Annotated in this window: 17 protein-coding genes; 7 read left to right on the plus strand and 10 right to left on the minus strand. The window is 64.1% G+C overall.

Annotated features, from left to right (window positions below; translation table 11 throughout):
* The first annotated feature begins 79 nt into the window (after positions 1–79).
* Both R4P57_RS17475 and R4P57_RS17480 read left to right on the plus strand, forming a co-directional pair.
* Positions 80–316 (plus strand): heavy metal-associated domain-containing protein, encoded by a 237-nt coding sequence (locus tag R4P57_RS17475; protein ID WP_317804073.1) that lies wholly within the window; start codon positions 80–82, stop codon positions 314–316.
* 33 nt (positions 317–349) lie between these two features.
* Positions 350–2422, plus strand: a complete 2073-nt coding sequence (locus tag R4P57_RS17480; RefSeq protein WP_317804074.1) for a heavy metal translocating P-type ATPase — start codon at positions 350–352, stop codon at positions 2420–2422.
* Positions 2423–2505: 83 nt separating this feature from the next.
* On the opposite strand, the gene R4P57_RS17485 is transcribed toward R4P57_RS17480, so the two are convergent.
* Both R4P57_RS17485 and R4P57_RS17490 read right to left on the minus strand, forming a co-directional pair.
* Positions 2506–3138, minus strand: coding sequence for a DUF305 domain-containing protein (locus R4P57_RS17485; protein WP_317804075.1), 633 nt, complete (start codon positions 3136–3138; stop codon positions 2506–2508).
* A gap of 82 nt (positions 3139–3220) precedes the next feature.
* Positions 3221–3616 carry a DUF6153 family protein gene (locus R4P57_RS17490; RefSeq protein ID WP_317804076.1) on the minus strand — a complete coding sequence of 132 codons (396 nt, stop codon included), beginning with the start codon at positions 3614–3616 and terminating at the stop codon, positions 3221–3223.
* A 151-nt stretch (positions 3617–3767) separates the two neighbouring features.
* Between R4P57_RS17490 and R4P57_RS17495 the strand changes: the two genes are divergently transcribed.
* Positions 3768–4646 (plus strand): universal stress protein, encoded by an 879-nt coding sequence (locus tag R4P57_RS17495; RefSeq protein WP_317804077.1) that lies wholly within the window; start codon positions 3768–3770, stop codon positions 4644–4646.
* Positions 4643–7033, plus strand: a complete 2391-nt coding sequence (locus R4P57_RS17500; RefSeq protein WP_317804078.1) for a phosphoketolase family protein — start codon at positions 4643–4645, stop codon at positions 7031–7033. The genes R4P57_RS17495 and R4P57_RS17500 overlap by 4 nt, the downstream gene beginning before the upstream one ends.
* A gap of 39 nt (positions 7034–7072) precedes the next feature.
* Here R4P57_RS17500 and R4P57_RS17505 read toward each other — a convergent pair whose 3' ends face one another.
* Positions 7073–7741 carry a GAP family protein gene (locus R4P57_RS17505; protein ID WP_317804079.1) on the minus strand — a complete coding sequence of 223 codons (669 nt, stop codon included), beginning with the start codon at positions 7739–7741 and terminating at the stop codon, positions 7073–7075.
* Positions 7742–7796: 55 nt separating this feature from the next.
* On the opposite strand from R4P57_RS17505, the gene R4P57_RS17510 reads away from it, so the two are divergent.
* Positions 7797–8378, plus strand: a complete 582-nt coding sequence (locus R4P57_RS17510; RefSeq protein WP_317804080.1) for a TetR/AcrR family transcriptional regulator — start codon at positions 7797–7799, stop codon at positions 8376–8378.
* A gap of 16 nt (positions 8379–8394) precedes the next feature.
* Here R4P57_RS17510 and R4P57_RS17515 read toward each other — a convergent pair whose 3' ends face one another.
* The 4 genes from R4P57_RS17515 to R4P57_RS17530 all read right to left on the minus strand — a co-directional run bounded on the left by R4P57_RS17515 (position 8395) and on the right by R4P57_RS17530 (position 12587).
* Positions 8395–9279 carry a universal stress protein gene (locus R4P57_RS17515; RefSeq protein WP_317804081.1) on the minus strand — a complete coding sequence of 295 codons (885 nt, stop codon included), beginning with the start codon at positions 9277–9279 and terminating at the stop codon, positions 8395–8397.
* On the minus strand, positions 9276–10118 hold the full coding sequence (locus R4P57_RS17520; RefSeq protein ID WP_317804082.1) for a universal stress protein: 843 nt from the start codon (positions 10116–10118) through the stop codon (positions 9276–9278). Before R4P57_RS17520 ends, R4P57_RS17515 begins: the two co-directional genes overlap by 4 nt.
* A gap of 107 nt (positions 10119–10225) precedes the next feature.
* Positions 10226–11929, minus strand: coding sequence for a GAF domain-containing protein (locus R4P57_RS17525; protein WP_317804083.1), 1704 nt, complete (start codon positions 11927–11929; stop codon positions 10226–10228).
* A complete protein-coding gene (locus R4P57_RS17530; protein WP_094613350.1) occupies positions 11922–12587 on the minus strand; it encodes a response regulator in 666 nt (221 codons plus the stop codon). The genes R4P57_RS17525 and R4P57_RS17530 overlap by 8 nt, the downstream gene beginning before the upstream one ends.
* A 193-nt stretch (positions 12588–12780) precedes the next feature.
* Here R4P57_RS17530 and R4P57_RS17535 point away from each other — a divergent pair, with 193 nt between their 5' ends.
* Together R4P57_RS17535 and R4P57_RS17540 are read left to right on the plus strand one after the other, a co-directional pair.
* Entirely contained in the window at positions 12781–13692 is a 912-nt protein-coding gene (locus tag R4P57_RS17535; RefSeq protein ID WP_317804084.1) for a universal stress protein, read from the plus strand.
* A 130-nt stretch (positions 13693–13822) separates the two neighbouring features.
* Positions 13823–14380, plus strand: coding sequence for a flavodoxin domain-containing protein (locus R4P57_RS17540; RefSeq protein ID WP_317804085.1), 558 nt, complete (start codon positions 13823–13825; stop codon positions 14378–14380).
* A gap of 100 nt (positions 14381–14480) precedes the next feature.
* Here the strand turns inward: R4P57_RS17540 and R4P57_RS17545 are convergent, their stop codons facing one another.
* From R4P57_RS17545 to adhP, 3 genes are all read right to left on the minus strand, one after another.
* The gene (locus R4P57_RS17545; RefSeq protein WP_317804086.1) at positions 14481–15080 is read right to left on the minus strand and encodes a hypothetical protein; all 600 of its coding nucleotides are present in this window, start codon (positions 15078–15080) and stop codon (positions 14481–14483) included.
* 136 nt (positions 15081–15216) lie between these two features.
* Positions 15217–15948 (minus strand): GAF and ANTAR domain-containing protein, encoded by a 732-nt coding sequence (locus tag R4P57_RS17550; RefSeq protein ID WP_317804244.1) that lies wholly within the window; start codon positions 15946–15948, stop codon positions 15217–15219.
* 137 nt (positions 15949–16085) lie between these two features.
* Entirely contained in the window at positions 16086–17096 is a 1011-nt protein-coding gene (adhP, locus tag R4P57_RS17555) for an alcohol dehydrogenase AdhP (protein ID WP_317804087.1), read from the minus strand.
* Positions 17097–17206 lie beyond the last annotated feature (110 nt).

Consider the following 17206-nt stretch of genomic DNA (forward strand, 5'->3'; position numbering starts at 1 on the left):
TCCCAAGCATACCCATAGGGGGTATGTTAGAGCCGACAGTCAACATACCCCCTAGGGGTATGCAAGCAAAGGCGGAGAAATGGAATTGTTCACCAGCACCTATCGAGTCACCGGCATGACCTGCGGCCACTGCGAGGCGTCGATCACCGAAGAGGTCGGCGAGCTCGCCGAGGTGGAGTCCGTGGTTGCGTCCGCCGCAGAGGGCACACTGACCGTGGTCGGTACGCCGGCGCTCCAACAGACAGACGTCATCGCCGCGGTCCGGCAGGCCGGCTATTCGGCCACTGCGGATCCCTCCATTTCACACCATTCGTAACCGCCGAACTCGTCAGCGGGAAGGACCAGCACGATGACCCACACGCACACAGAACACTCGACACATTCGGAACACGAAGCCCACCAAGGACACGAAGGCCCCCAAGGACACAGCAACCATGCGGGGCACGGCGATCACGTCGGGATGTTCCGACGCCTGTTCACCATCATGGTCCTGCTTGCCGTCCCCGTCGTCCTCGCATCCGACATGTTCGCGATGCTCCTCGGATACTCATTGCCCGACGAGCCGTGGATCAGCTGGATCTCTCCGGTGCTGGGCACCGTGATGTTCTTCTGGGGCGGTTCTCCGTTCCTCACCGGGGCGATGGGCGAAGTCCGTTCGCGCGCTCCGGGCATGATGCTCCTCATCGCACTGGCGATCACCGTCGCGTTCGGCGCATCGATGGGGGCAAGTCTCGGCATCCTCGATCATCAGCTCGACTTCTGGTGGGAGCTGGCCCTGCTGATCGTGATCATGCTGCTCGGACACTGGATCGAAATGCGATCGCTCGCGCAGACCACATCCGCGCTCGATTCACTGGCAGCACTGCTTCCCGACACCGCTGAACGCGTCGAAAACGACGATGTCGTGCCGATACCCCCGGACCAGCTCCGGCTCGGCGATGTCGTCGTCGTCCGCCCCGGAGGGCGGGTGCCCGCCGACGGCACCGTCGTCGCCGGATCGGCGAGCATGGACGAATCGATGATCACCGGTGAATCACGGACGGTCCGCCGCGGCGACGGCGATCAGGTCGTTGCAGGGACAGTGGCCACCGATTCCGGTCTTCGCGTCCAGGTGACCGCCGTCGGGGAAGACACCGCCCTCGCCGGAATCGGCCGGTTGGTCTCCGACGCCCAGAACTCGACATCGCGTGCTCAGCGCATTGCCGACACCGCTGCGGGGTGGTTGTTCTGGTTCGCGCTCGGATCGGCAGGCATCACCGCCGTCGTGTGGACACTGTTCGGGATGCCCGACGACGCCATCGTCCGCACGATCACGGTGCTGGTCATCGCCTGCCCGCACGCACTCGGTTTGGCGATACCGCTGGTCGTCTCCATCGCAACCGAACGAGCCGCCCGCGGCGGTGTCCTCGTCAAGGACCGGCTCGCACTCGAAACCATGCGGGTCGTGGACACAGTGCTGTTCGACAAGACCGGCACCCTCACGATGGGCGAACCCACTGTCACCGCCATCGAGGTGACCGCCGGCCGCAGCGCCGACGAAGTCCTCGCGCTGGCCGCTGCCGCAGAAGCCGATTCCGAGCACCCGTTGGCGCGCGCCATCGTGGCCGCTGCGAGGCACCGAAAGCTGACCGTCCCGGCGGCCACGGACTTTCGATCGTCACCGGCGATCGGGGTGTCCGCCGACGTCGACGGGCACCGCATCCAGGTCGGCGGGCCCGCTCTGCTCGAGCAGGCACACGCGGCCGAACTCGGAATCGCCGATCGATGGCGCGAAGGCGGGGCGATCATCCTGCATGTCCTCGCCGGCGACACCGTCATCGGAGCGCTCGCCCTCGCCGACGAGATTCGACCCGAATCACGCACTGCGATCGACGCGCTGCACGCCCGAAAAATCACGGTGGTGATGATCACCGGCGACGCCGACGCCGTCGCGAAATCCGTTGCCACCGAACTCGGCGTGGACCGGTACTTCGCCGGAGTGAAACCGGCAGACAAGTCGCACACTGTCGCGACCCTGCAACAGGAGGGGCGCACCGTCGCGATGGTCGGCGACGGGGTCAACGACGCACCTGCCCTGGCGCAGGCCGATGTCGGCATCGCGATCGGAGCCGGTACCGACGTCGCGATCGCGTCAGCAGGAGTGATCCTCGCCAGCGACGATCCCCGATCCGTGTTGTCGGTGATCGAACTCTCCCGCGCCTCCTACCGCAAGATGAAGCAAAACCTATGGTGGGCAGCGGGATACAACCTGATATCGGTTCCGCTCGCGGCAGGTGTGCTGGCACCGGTCGGCTTCGTGCTCCCCATGTCGATCGGTGCCGTCCTGATGTCACTGTCGACGATCGTCGTCGCCGCCAACGCGCAGTTACTCCGTCGACTCGACCTCTCCCCCGACGCGGTGACCGGCAGACCTGTGCACTGAGCCATCGACGACGCTGCATCGTCCCGGCACGGCCGAAGGCCGCACCCCCGATGAGAGGGTGCGGCCTTCGGTGTCGATGCAGATCAGCCGAGCAACGCCCGCATGGTGTCGATTTCCTGCTGCTGCGTAGCCACGATCGTGCGAGCCATCTCCTGCGCGTCGGGGTTCGAGCCGTCGGCGATCTCGGTGTTCGCCATCTCGATCGCGCCTTCGTGGTGCTCGATCATCATCGTCAGCCACTGGCGGTCGAACTCGGCACCGGTGGCCGCACTCAACGCGTCCATGTCCTGCTGGGTCATCATGCCCATGCCCATGCCCGAGCTGTGGTCCATTCCGCTCATCTCACCCATGTCGGACGAGGGTGCGGGCTGACCCCATTCGGCGAGCCAGGCGGTCATCCGGTCCATTTCCGGTTGCTGCGCGGCTTCGATCGCCGACGCCAACGCCACGACGTCCGAATTGTCGGTGCGGCCCTGGACCATTGCCGCCATCTCGACCGCCTGCGCATGATGCGGGTACATCATCCGAGCGAACATCACGTCCGCATCGTTGAACTGTGCGGATGCGTCGGCCTGGGTCGATGACTCTGACGACGAGTTCGACGAGCCCATCGAATGGCCGTCCATCGACATGTCGGAGGTGTCGCTGCTGCAGCCGGCGACGAGGAATGCGCTCACGGTGGCGGCAGCCAGCGAAGCGACGAGTGTTGTACGCATGTGAATCTCCTTGAACAAGTACGAAATACAGGGATCTGGGTATGACGATCCGCCGGTGGTCGTGCGTCCACCGAGCTCCCTGTCACACTCGCAAGGTCACCGATCTGTCCAGCTCCCAGAGGGTCCACGGCGGCGCACGCTCCGAGATGGAGTCGGTGCGCCCACCGATACCGTCCTCCGACATCAGCGAGTAGCCGACATCGACGCTCGTCGCTGGGACCGACAGCGCAGCCCACGACACCGTGGTTCCTGCGCACGGATGCGTCATCTGATGTGCGGACGGGCAGTCGGGCTCAGCGGACGCCACCTGTACCGGATCCTCGTGGTGGGTCGCCGACGCCATGGCTGCATGTTCACTGCTCAACGACGTGGCCGGTGTCACCGAATGCATCAGCAACACCCCGAAGATCGTCAGAGCGATCAGCAGTCCGGTCGCCGAGGCAAACCCCGGGCGACTGTGTCGGATCACTGACTGCATGTCATCGACGATAGCAAGACATACCCCCTAGGGGTAGACGGCAGGGACTTCCGCCCCGCACCGAGGGACTTCCGCCTCTGTCGGCGACGGCCCGATCCGGGCCATGCTCGGCGTGTACCTGCACACGTAAGTCAATGGACGGGAATTCGTCATGAATGCATCGAGCCGGGTAGTCGTCGGAGTCGACGGATCCGCAACATCGCTCGACGCGGTCCGCTGGGCAACACGCGAGGCTGTTCGACGCCACGCTCCGCTCGAGTTGGTCACGTCCTCTCTGTTCGCACCGGGAACCTACGGGGATGCCATCAGTCTTCGGATCGGTGCGTTCTCGGACCCGGATGTCGAGGCCAAGCGTGTGCTGACCGCCGCGGTCGATGTTGCGCACAAGGCCACAGCGGGCAATTCGCTGATTCTCGACACACGTCTCGAACACGGCTCTGCAGCACGGAACCTGACGCACTTCGACGTCGCGCCCGCCATGATCGTCGTCGGGTCGAGGGGTCTCGGCGAGTTCACCGGCGGATTGATCGGGTCGGTCAGTACCGCAGTGGTCTCGCACGCGACATGCCCCGTGGCGGTGATCAAATCGAACATCATCAGCGACGGGCCCGTCGTTGTGGGCGTGGATTGCACCTCCAACAGCCAGCCGGCCATCGGGTTCGCCCTGAAGGAAGCGTCTCTGCGAGGCGTCGACCTCGTTGCGGTGCACGCCTGGAGCGACCTCGAGCTCGGCAGTGTGTTGACGCGCGACGACGAGGGTCCGTGGGTCGATTCCGAACTCGCCGAGAAGACGTCGTTGGCGGAGAGCCTGGCCGGATGGTCGGAGGACTATCCCGACGTCACCATCCACCGTGTGGTGGTTCGGGACAGGCCGGTTCGTGAACTGGTCCGCGCGTCCGAGACAGCGCAGTTGATCGTTGTGGGAAGCCGCGGTCGGGGCGGCTTGGCATCGATGCTTCTCGGTTCCACCTCACGTGCGGTGCTGCATTCGGTGGATGTTCCCGTCGTCGTCGTTCCCACGAACCGATGACCCCGCCCACCACCGAAACCAGTTACAGCTCGGACGAACTCGACGCCGACCTCAGCTACTGGGCCGCGGCGAACTATCTCACGGTGGCGCAGATCTATCTGCAGGACAACGTATTGCTGCGTCGGCCTCTGGAAGCGGAGCACATCAAGCCCAGGCTGCTCGGTCATTGGGGCACGAGTCCCGGACTGTCGATGATCTACACACTCCTCAATCGCGTGATTCGTCGAACGCATTCGGACTGGCTGTACGTCACCGGTCCGGGCCACGGCGGTCCGGCCTTGGTGGCGAACACCTACCTCGAGGGAACCTACAGCGAGATCTACCCGAAGATTTCGCTCGACGACGAGGGCGTCCAACGTCTGTGTCGTCAATTCTCCACTCCTGGCGGCATTCCGAGCCACGTCAGTGTCCAGACTCCGGGCAGCATCCACGAGGGCGGCGAACTGGGCTACGCCCTCGTCCACGCCGCCGGTGCGGCGTTCGACAATCCCGATCTGATCGTCGCCTGTGTCGTCGGGGACGGTGAAGCCGAAACCGGTCCCCTGTCCGGTTCGTGGAAGATCCCGGCCTTTCTCAATCCGATACGCGACGGGGCCGTGTTGCCCATCCTGCACCTGAACGACGGAAAGATCTCCGGACCAACGGTTCTCGGACGCAGCACCGATCAATCGATCGCGGATTACCTGAGCGGCCAGGGGTGGGCACCACTGTTCGTCGAAGGCGACGACCCACGAGAAGTCTTTCCGGCGCTCGAAAGCGCCCTGACCCGCGCCCACGATGCGATCGAGAGAATCCAGCACGCCGCCCGCAACGGAGAACCACAGCACGACATCGAATGGCCCGCCATCGTTCTACGCACCCCCAAGGGCTGGACCGGGCCGCACGAGGTGGACGGCAAGCTCATCGAGGGCACCCACTGGGCCCACCAGGTGCCACTCTCCGGTGTTCGCGAGAAGCCGGAACACCTGGCTCAGCTCGAGAAGTGGCTGCTCTCCTACGACCCCCGATCGTTGTTCGACGACAACGGCACCCCGGTGGCGTCCATTCGCGAGCTCGCTCCGGCGGGCATAGAACGTCTCGGTGCCACTCCGTATGCCAACGGCGGTCTACTGTTGCAGCCTTTGGTCATTCGAGACCTCGAGAACTATGCGCTCACCGTCGAGTCCCCGGGGCGCACGTCGCACGAGACGACCACCGTGCTCGGGGAGATGATGCGCGATATCTACCTCGACAACGCACAGCCCAACGGCGGCGGCAACTTTCGTCTGTTCTGTCCCGACGAGACTGCGAGCAACCGGCTGCAGGCCGTGTTCGAGGCCACCGACAGATGCTGGCAGCTGCCGACCACCGAGTTCGACGACGATCTCGGTCCCGACGGCCGCGTGATGGAGGTGCTCAGTGAGCATCTGTGCGAGGGCTGGCTCGAGGCGTACCTACTGTCGGGTCGACACGGTTTGTTCGCGAGCTACGAGGCCTTCGCCATGGTCAGCGTGTCGATGCTGATCCAGCACACCAAGTGGCTCCAGCACGCGGCCACACTCGCGTGGCGGGCACCCGTCGCGTCGCTCAATGTACTTCTCACCAGCACGTGTTGGCGCAACGACCACAACGGATTCAGCCATCAGGGTCCCGGACTGATCGACGCGGTGATTCCTCTGGCACCGGACGTGGTGCGCGTGTGGCTGCCACCGGACTCCAATACTCTGCTCGCCGTTGCCGATCATTGCTTCCGCAGTAGAGGTCACGTCAACGTTCTGGTGGTGGACAAGCAGAGTCACCCGCAGTATCTGACACTTCCCGAGGCACGGGCGCATGCAGCGGCGGGTGCGTCCCGCTGGGACTGGGCCGGCACCGAAGAGGCCGATACCGAGGAAGATCCCGAGATCGTTCTGGCCTGTGCCGGCGACGTGCCGACCGAGGAAACCCTGGCTGCCGCAGAATTGTTGCGTACGTGGACTCCCGAACTCAGGGTTCGCGTGGTCAACGTCATCGATCTGATGGCGCTGCTCCCCGTCGTCGATCATCCCCACGGATTCTCCGACGAGCAGTTCGTGGATCTGTTCACCGCCTCGGTCGATGTGGTCTTCGCGTTCCACGGTTATCCCCGTGCGGTGCACCAACTGGTGCACGGCCGACCCGATCCACAGCGGTTCCACGTCCGCGGATTCATCGAACAGGGCACCACGACGACACCGTTCGACATGGTGGTGCTCAACAAGATCAGTCGCTATCACCTCGGCCTTGCGGCACTCGACCGCGCGCGCACAGCGCCGGCCGGTGCCGAGCAACTGCGGCAGCACTGCCAGGACCAACTCGTACGACACGACGCCTACATCCGAGACCATTTCGAGGATCTCCCGGAGATTCGGCAGTGGCGGTGGTCATGACTGCGTTTCCGGGTCCGATGATGGCTCCGGCTCGGACCGTCAAATCACGAATGCCACGGCTGCGACGGTAGAGGCAAGAAGCGCAAGGGCGGCAGCGACCGGCAGAGATCGTGGTTGCGCGCGCTCACCGCCCAGTCGGTCGTAGACGCGCTGCAATCGAGCGGTGATGCGGTCGCGCCAGAGCAGCCCCGCGCCGAGCAGGATCAGGCACGGTACGCAATACACGAGTGCGTAGACGGCCAGCACTGCGATCCCGCTGCCGACCGGGACTTCCGCAGCGTTGAGTCGTTCGATGGCGATCAGGTAGGGGAAGGCGTTCGGTAGATCTGCGCCGGTCGCGACGACCCCCAGCGGCGCCGCTGTCCACGGACCGAACCACGGCGGAAGGCGCACCGCGGCTCGAATCCGCGGACGCAGTCGCTTGAACGCGCTGACCAGCAGTATCACGGCGGCAAGGAGAAGAGCTATCCGGCGTATCCAGGCCGCACCGGACTCCACGACACCACCTAGCGCGCCGCTTCCCGCGTACAGCCCGGCGCCGACGGCGAGGACGACTGTGTAGGCACCTGCAACGTATGCCCCAGCTGTTGTACCGGGGCGACGTATCGGTGCCAAGAGGATCAGGGTCACGCCCGCGATAGTGGCCGGGTTGAGTGAGTCCACGGCTGCGAGTCCTGCGATGGTGACGAGCAGTCCAACAGTCAGCATGAGACGATACTAACTCAGATGAGATGATGGCGTCTCATTCGTCTAGGATGAATCCATGACCAGTAGTCGAGGCACGCGACCCAAGGAGGCGGGTGTGTTCGACGACGCCGTTTCCGCCGCCGCAGCCAGACACCTTGCTTTGTTTCCCGCCGCATCCATGCAGGAGTTGGCCGCGGCGGCCGGTGTATCTCGTGCGACATTGTTCCGCCGATTCCCGTCACGGGAAGCGTTGGTGGTGCAGCTGTGCGAAGCCGCGGTGCGGGCGTTCGTCGGTGTCGTCGACACGACCGACCCGGGACGGGGTGAGCCGACGGCCGCGCTGAGGCGGGTCGTGTCGGAGTTGGCTGAGCTCGCGCCAGTGGTGGGCCTGTTGGGACTGCAGCCTCTCGTCGAGCATGTCGAATCAGCGCTGTTGGAACGGATCTCCGGTGCTGAAGAGCGTCTACGCCTTCTGATCCGTCGAGGGCAGGAAGCCGGCGAATTCAGGGTGGAGGTCGACCCGGAGTGGTTTCTGACGATGCTGACCTGGCTGATGGTCGGGAGTGCCGACAGCGTGCGGCTGGGCCGGCTGACGCCCGCCGGTGCACAACGGAATCTGACAGCGACGATCGAGGCGACGGTGTTACGACCGCGGTAGTGAGCCAGCGGTCCGGCTATCCGCGGGCGATGATCAGCGGACAGTCGACGCGGTGGGCCAGCGAACGGACTGTGGATCCGAGAAGTCGGTCGCTGAAACCGTTGCGGCCGGTCGAACCGACGACGACAGCCTGCGCGCGCGGCGATACCTCGAGTATTTTCTCGACCACTTTGCCGCGCAACACTTTTTGCTGAACCACGACGTCCGGATACTGTTCGCTCCAGCCGGACAGGCTCTCTGCCAACACGGTTCGACCGTTCGACACGATCGCGTCGGATCTGTCGGTCGCGGACGCGTCGGGCGACGAGATCAGTTGGTCCGTCGACACGTGGACTGCAACCAATTCTGTTCCCCGGAGGGAGGCTTCTTCGAATGCCAACCGAACAGCCTTCTGGTTGTGCGCCGACCCGTCGATTCCGAGGACAACAGGGCCTCCTGACGAATGCAGCTCCACGCTTCCCGGGACGATGACCACAGGGCAGTGTGCTTGAACGGCCACTGCGGTGCTCACCGAGCCGAGCAGTTCGGCGAAGTATTCGCCGTTGCCGCGCGAGCCCACCACCACCATCGACGCAGTGGAGGACTGCTCCAACATGGCCTGAATCGTCGGTCCCACCATCGATTCGCTCATGATGGCGAGCGCGTCCGGGTTCTTCACCGAACGTCGAGCGACCAGCGACGCCCTGGCCAGGATCGACTCTGCGGCTGCATGCTCCTCCGAGCCGATGTGAGACGGCAGCGCCACGAAGCTGGTGTACAGGGCCTTGACTTGGTAGGCGGACACCAGCTTCACCGGTACTCCACGCAACTCGGCCGCGTGCGCGGCCCATCCGACTGCGTCGAGCGACGAACCGGAGCCGTCGACACCGACGACGATCGGAGACGGCCTCGAGGTACTCATGCGTGCGGGACGACGAGGACGGGGCAATGGGCTTTTCGCAGTATGGCGGTCAGCGTTCGTCCCGGCACTCGGTCTCGTTCGTGACCGACCACCATCAGCTGGGCCGTCTCGGAGACCGCCACCAGTTCCGATCCCGAGTCGGCCTCGGCGTACACCGACGCCACGCGAATGTCGGGGTAGTCCGCGCCGAAGGGTTCGAGCCGAACGTCCATTGCCGATTCGGGGTGTAGCCCGTCGCCCGGACCACTGAGAGCGGACGCGAGAATGGAGGAGACAGCTTGAGTATGCACCGCCAAGACGCTGGCCGCTCTGATCGATGCCTCGCGAAGTGACTGAGCCACAACGACATCGGCCTGCGAGACGTCGGCGTCACCCAGGGCCGCGACGACCGGGCCGCGGCGTTCGGCGTCGAAGTGACGGACGATCGCCACGGGGTGGGGCGATGCTTCGACCACGGCACCGACCATCGATCCGAGTACCCAGGCGGCCACCGCACTGCCGGTGGTGGTCCCCAGCACGAGCAGAGACGCAGATCCGGCCTCGGTCGTCATCACCGATTCGGGTCGACCCTGCAGAACGACCGATTCCACAGCAACCGACGGATCGATCGATGCGGCCACATCCGCTGCGCGACTCAACGCCGCACGGGCGTAGTCGCCGTCGATATCCGGTGCTCCGTATACGGTTTCGAGCTTCGCGTGTCTGTCGATCACATGGACCAAGCGAAGTGACGCGTTCCGCCCGCGTGCCTCCTGCACGGCGAACCGGACCGCATCGAGTGCGGTCTCCGATCCGTCGATACCGACCACGACCGATCCGGTGGAATGTGAAGTGTTCATCAGATGCCTCTCGATGGTGCGCGTCTACCACGAGAACGCTACGAGTGCAGGCACACCTGACACAGCAGTCCGAGGTCATCGGAACAAGTGACCAAGGTCGTCCGCCGTCAGGGCAGCGGTACCGACCAGATCAGCTCGGTGCCGCCCGCGTCGGCTGCGGACGGCCTGAGAATCATCGCGCCGCCGCAATCGACTGCCCGCGCCTCGAGGTTCGCCAGTCCGCTACGAGTGGTGTTCTCGTTCAACCCGATTCCGTCGTCGGTGACCTCGATGCGGAGATCGTCCCCGACCGCCAGGGTGACATTGACGGTCTCGGCCCGAGCATGGTGGACGACGTTGCTCACCGCTTCACGAATGACAGCGACGGCGTGGTCGGCGAGGGAACTGTCGATGACCGACAGGGGCCCGAACATACGAACCACGGCGCGAATGGGAACGCTTTCGGTGAGTTCGAGGACGGCTCCGTTGACGCGCTGCCGTAGACGAGTGGTCGAGTGCGTCGAGCTCTGCAGGTCGAAGATCGTCGTGCGGATGTCCTGGACGGTGTCCTGCAGGTCGTCGATGGTGCGAGCCAGACGCTGACGAATATCGTCGAGCTCGGTCTTCTGCAACGTGCTCTGCAACGACAATCCCGCCGCGAAGATCCGTTGGATGACGTGATCGTGAAGGTCCCGGGCGATCCGATCACGGTCCGCGAGGACGTCCAGCTCGTGCATTCGCCGCGTGGTGGCGGCCATCTGCATGACGAGCGCGGCCTGGTCGGCGAAGCTGGAAATGAGATCGAGTTGAGAGTCGTTGAACACCGGTGCGCCCTTGCGGCGCAGCGTCACCAGGACGCCTCGCACGCCGTCGGCTACCCGTAGCGGCGAGATCAGCGCCGGGCCGAACGTGTTCGCCACGTGCTCGTTGGGCCGGTAGTCCAGCTCCTCCTTACGGGTAGCGGTCCGAAGACGATATGCCGCACCGGAACTCGATCCCTCGACCGGGATGAGTGAACCCACCAAAATGTCTGCGTCGTGCCCCTCGGCGACCGAGATGTTCAACCGAGAGACAACATCGGCGTCCTGGTCCGCGTCGGCGGGAACAGCGATGAACGCAGTGTCGGCCCCGGTCAGATGCAAGGCTCGTCTCGACACCATGTGCAGGACTTCGTCGATGTCGCTCCCGGCCAGCAGTTCGGTACCGATGTCCCGCATCGCTTCCATCCACGATTGACGGATCCGCGACTCCTCGTACAGGTGTGCGTTCTCGATCGCGATTCCAGCCGCCGAGGCGAGAGCCCGCGTCACCACCTCGTCGTCCTCGGTGAACTGGGCTCCGTCCTTCTTCTCGGTGAGGTACAGGTTTCCGAACACCTCGTCACGCACCCGAATGGGCACGCCGAGAAACGACTTCATCGGTGGATGGTTGGGTGGGAAACCCACTGCCTCCGGATGCGACGACAGGTCGTCGAGTCTCAACGCATGGGGTTGATCGATCAGCAGACCCAGCACACCTCGTCCGGTGGGAAGTGGTCCGATGGCCTCGCGCACCTGCTCGTCCATGCCGTGATGGATGAACGCCTTCAACTCGTGACCGTCGCCGCGAACGCCGAGCGCACCGTACCGGGCACCGACGAGGTTGACGGCCGACTCGACGATCGACCGCAACGTCACCTCCAGGTCGAGGCCGGAGGTGATGACGAACATGGCATCGAGCAGACCGTCCGCCTGCACGCGCGCATCCGCGATGCGCCCGATTCGGTCCTGTACCTCGGCCAGCAGTTCGCCGAGTCGGAGCTGCGGCAGACCCGATCCGCGGTGATCATCCATCCGACGGCCCGGATTGCGTTCGCGGATGCGTTTCGGCCAGCCTCGACGCGTACACCGCGGCCTGGGTGCGGCGCTCCATCCCGAGCTTGGCGAGCAACCGGGAGACATAGTTTTTCACTGTCTTCTCCGCCAAGAACATTCGAGCGGCGATCTGCCGATTCGTCAGCCCCTCCCCCAGGAGGTCGAGCAATGTCCGTTCCTGCCCGGTGAGGTGATCGATCGGTCCGGGAGCGGCCGTGCCCGCCCGAAGTTTGTCCATCAGCGCTGCCGCTGCGCGATTGTCCAACAGTGACCGACCCGAGCCGACATCCTTGATCGCGCGGGTCAGCTCCATACCGGTGATGTCCTTGACGACGTATCCGCTCGCGCCGGCCAGGATCGCGTCGAGCATGGCTTGATCCTCGGTGAACGAGGTCAGCATCATGCATTTGAGATCGGGGAGTCGGTCGAGCAATTCGCGGCAGAGCTCGATGCCGTTGCCGTCGGGCAGTCGAACATCGAGAACGGCGACGTCCGGCCGCAACGCGGGAATACGAGCGAGTGCCTGTGCGCAACTTCCGGCTTCACCGATCACGGAAAGATCGGGATCGGAATCGATGAGATCGATCAGACCTCGACGCACGATCTCGTGATCATCGACCAAAAACACTGTGACCACGTCCAACCCCTCACCCGCGTCCTCGGTGGGCGCATCTCCGTCAACACTACGGATCCGCAGACGAGAGAGCTTCATCTTTGGTCATCGAAAGTGGAGCCGAAAGTCCCCGACGTCGGTGTAGTTGTCCTGGCGCGCGGATGCCGGGCCGAAGCGTCTGATGGAGCTCTGAGACCACCATGAAGGGAAACATCAGATGGGCATATCCCACACCGTCGTCGGAGTCGACGGTTCTGCCGCGTCTCTGGACGCTGTCCGGTGGGCCGTGCTCGATGCCGAACTGCACGGCTCCGACCTGACGATCGTCTCGTCCGTCCCGACGGTTCTCACGGGCCTCGATGCCCTACCCGAACGGACATCCGCGCATCTGAGGTTCGAGACGAACCGCATTCTGGACGAGGCGATGTCGATAGCTCAGCCGAGGGGGGCGGCCGTGTCGACCATCGCCGTCGACGTAGTTCTGTCGGACCGGCCCGCCGCTGCCACCTTGCTCGAGATGTCCGAGACGTCTCGGATGGCTGTGATCGGGACGCGTGGAATCGGTGCCGCACAACGTATGTCGTTGGGTTCGGTCAGCGTTGCACTGAGTACGCATTCGCACTGCCCGGTCACGGTCGTACATGCGTGGCCGACGGGTGGCTACACGCAGTCCGAAGCGGTCGTGGTCGGCGTCGATGGAACCTCGGCCGCCATGGCCGCGGTGGAGTGGGCGTTCGAGGAGGCCGAAGTGCGAAGCGCTCCGGTCACCGCAGTGCATGCATGGGCCGATTCCGATCTGTCGATAGGGATGTCGGTTCCCGGCCTCGAATGGGCGGTCCATCGACCCGAAGCCGACGACGTATTGGCAAGGGCCGTCGACGATTGCGCCCGCCGGCATCCGACGGTGGCGGTGCGACACGTGGCGGTCAGAGACCGTCCGGTCCACGCACTGCTGGACCACGCACAGAGTGCCCAACTACTGGTGCTGGGCAGTCACGGTCGCGGAGGATTCGCCGGAATGATGCTCGGCTCGACCAGCCGCTCGGTGATGGCACGCGCATCGTGTCCGGTCACCGTCGTGCCCAGTGCCGCCCGCAACAGAACGACTACGACGAAGGAATACCTGTGAAGACGATGCAAGAGCTGTTCGCCACGCGATATGCCCGCGGTGATCTGGATCGACTGCTGTACCCCACACACATGGATCGTCTTGCATTGCGATTCAACCGAACCCGAACCAACACTGACAGGACGTCCGCATGCGAATCCTGATCGCAACAGCAAGCCGCCACGGTGCCACCCGAGAAATCGGACAGTGGCTGGGCTCGACGATTCTGCGCGAACTGTCGAGCGTCGACAGCACGACGACAGTCGATGTTCGTGATGCTCGCGACGTGGACAGCATTGCCGAGTACGACGCCGCGATCATCGGCAGCGGCGTCTACATGGGCCGATGGCTCCGAGATGCACGCACGCTGGTCACCAGGGAACAAGCCGAACTGGAGGCGATTCCTGTGTGGCTCTTCTCGAGCGGCCCGGTGGACGGCAGCACTCCGACGAAAGCTCAGCCGAAAGAGACGAAGGCCGACTGGGCGATCGAGCATCGCGTGTTCGGAGGCAAACTGGACCACTCAGGGTTGTCACGCTTCGAGCGTGCGGTTGTTCGACTGGTCGATGCATCCGACGGTGACAGCAGATCACGAGCAGAGGTCTTGGCGTGGGCGGTAGTCATTTCCTCTCATCTCACGCCTTTGGCGCCCCAGGCCGCTGAGGCAGCTCGGCTGAATCGGACGCCGAGGACAAGTGAGCGTTCATGATGGACCCCGATGGAAACCGAGTACTGGTCGCGTATCCCAGCCCATTGCAGTTGCCGCGCAGCGTCATTGCTCATCGCTGAAGATTTTTCCAGCGCAGGCCTTACGGCCGATCGGGTGGAAACCAGCCCCGAGCGTCACGCAGGGTGCGGCCGGCCTCCTCGACCGTCGATCGGTTCGAGCGCTCGGCGAGTCTGCGCAATTCTGCACGCGCTTCGGCAACCGTGCGGCCACTTGCAACGAGAACACCGATTGCCTGGTTCACCTCGCTCACGTCGGCGAGAGAACGCAGCTCGGCGGGCCCGAAGTCGGTCCCGTTGCTATGGAACAGATGTCGGTCCAGCACAGCCGAACTCTCCGAAAGCCCAAGCGCCAGGCCCACATCCGCTGCGAAGTCGACTAGTGCTCCGGCAGTACCGGAGAGGATCAGTAGTTGCCTGGCTGTGTGTGAATCGGGAGTGCCGACCAGGGTGAATTCGAGCGACGATGCAACGACTCCCTGATGCGGGCGGTGTGTAGCTATCGAGACGTCGAACCGTTCACCGTCGACGATCACTGTCAAGGTGATGGAGACGACAGCTGAGACGGCCATATCGATGTCGGCTGCCAACTGCCCGGCCGAACGCGCGAGATCGACGGCCGAGTTGTCCAGTGATTCGGTCAGCGTCGCAAGATCGTTCACCAATCGAGGCTGAAGTTTCATCAGGATTCCATGTGCGGCCCGATCGCCGATCAATTCTTCCGATACACCCGCAGCATCGTGCCGGGCGGATACGCCAGCGCGAGGAAAAGTCGGACTCGATGCCTCGGAATGCGCTTGCAACTCGAACGCTACGCTCTTATCTGCGAGAGCGGGAGTGGGCTGTCTTCATCGCCTCGCCCACCATGGCCTCAGCGACCACTGCGACCTTCTTGTGCTCGCTCTGGCTCAGTGATCGGAGCTTGTCGTATCCCTCGGCTCCGGTGCATCCGCTTCGGCTGATCAGCACTCCGATCGCCTGGTCGATCATGGACCGGCTGTTCAGCGCCCTTTCCAGTTGCTCGGTGAGGCGGGCCGCGCTGGCCAGGGCGCGCGCGTTCTGCACCGAGATCGCAGCCGGTACCGCGAACAGTTCGCCCAACTCGGCAGCGCGGGCATCGAACGCATCGTGCCGGTGCGCGTAGACATTCATCGCGCCGAGCACACCGCCTGCGGTGATCAGCGGCAGAGACAACACGCTGTGCACTCCCAACCGGCCGACCTTCGGACCGAATTCCGGCCACTGAGAATCGGTTTCGAGTGAACCGGATCGAACGGTGATGCCCTCGGCAGCTGCCGTGATGCAGGGTCCTTGGCCGAGCCCGTACTGGATGTCGTCGACGACACGGACGAAATCTGCACTCGCGACGATCGTGTCGGGGCGGTCAGGATGCAGGAGCGTCAATCCGGCACCGTCCGCGCCAGGAATGGCCCGTACAGCGAACTCCGCCACGTGAGAGAGGGTGTCGGACAGAGACAGATTCGTCATCGACAATCTGCTCAGGTCGGCCAGGCTCGACCGGAGATCGTCTTCGTGTTCCTCTGCGTTCATCACTGCTCACTCCGTTGTGGGCACACGTACCTTTCGGGTACGCGCCTGCCCACCCTGACCTTACGGCCTCACCGAACGGAGAGTCGTTCGGCCGAAGGGACACCGCGATCAGGCCACGGACACCGACGATGTCGACATCAGAACTCGAAGACCTGGCGAGCGGTGACGCGGCCACCCATGAGGTCTTCGAAGCACTCGTTCACTTCGTCCAACTTGCGCGATACGGCGGATACCGTGGTCCGCCCGGCCTCGTGCAGTGCGAACACTTCACGCAGGTCCTTTCGGGTACCGACGATCGAACCGAGGACGGAGATTCCGCCGACGACCGTCTCGAAGATCGGGACCGGGAACACACCCTGAGCGGGCATCGAGACGCACACCAGTCGACCGCCGCGGCGAAGCGAACGGAAGGCCTGATCGAACACGCTCGGGATGACGGCCAACACGATGGCCACATCGGCTCCGCCGAGTGCCTTGATCTCCTCGACGGGATCGACCTTCGACGAGTTGACCGTGTGATCGGCACCGAGTTCACGAGCGAGTTCGAGCTTCTCGTCCTCGATGTCGACTGCGGTGACGAATCCGCCGGCGATCTTGGCGTACTGCACGGCCATGTGCCCCAGTCCGCCGACACCGAAGATGACCACGCGCTGAGCCGGTGTGACGCCGCCGACCTTGACGGCCTTGTAGGTGGTGACGCCGGCACAGGTCAACGGAGCAGCGTCGAACGAGGAGACGCTGTCGGGTACGCGAACGACATACTTCGCATGTGCCACAGCGTATTCGGCGTACGCCCCGTCGACGGAGTAACCGCTGTTCTGCTGCTTCTCGCACAGTGTCTCCCAACCGGATACACAGTGATCGCATTCGCCGCACGCCGAACCGAGCCACGCGATGGCGACCCGCTCACCGATTCGATCCTCCGATACCTGGGATCCGACCGCTTCGATCACTCCGACGCCCTCGTGCCCCGGAACGAACGGAAGCGTCGGCTTCGCAGGCCAATCACCCTGCGCTGCATGGATATCGGTGTGGCACACCCCGCATGTCTCCATCTTCACGAGCACCTGCTCGGGTGCGGGTGTCGGGATCGGGATGTCCTTGACGACCAGAGGCCCGCCGAACTCGGTGACGACTGCAGCTTTCATGGTGAGTTCCTCCAACTGTGGAAACCGTGCCGTTCTCGACGCTCGAGCGATGCACTGATGTCGATCATGGCGACTACTGGCACCTCGGATGTAGGGCCGGAAGTCACCGA

Origin of the sequence: Rhodococcus sp. IEGM 1330, from assembly GCF_033142445.1 — a bacterium.
Classification (GTDB): domain Bacteria; phylum Actinomycetota; class Actinomycetes; order Mycobacteriales; family Mycobacteriaceae; genus Rhodococcoides.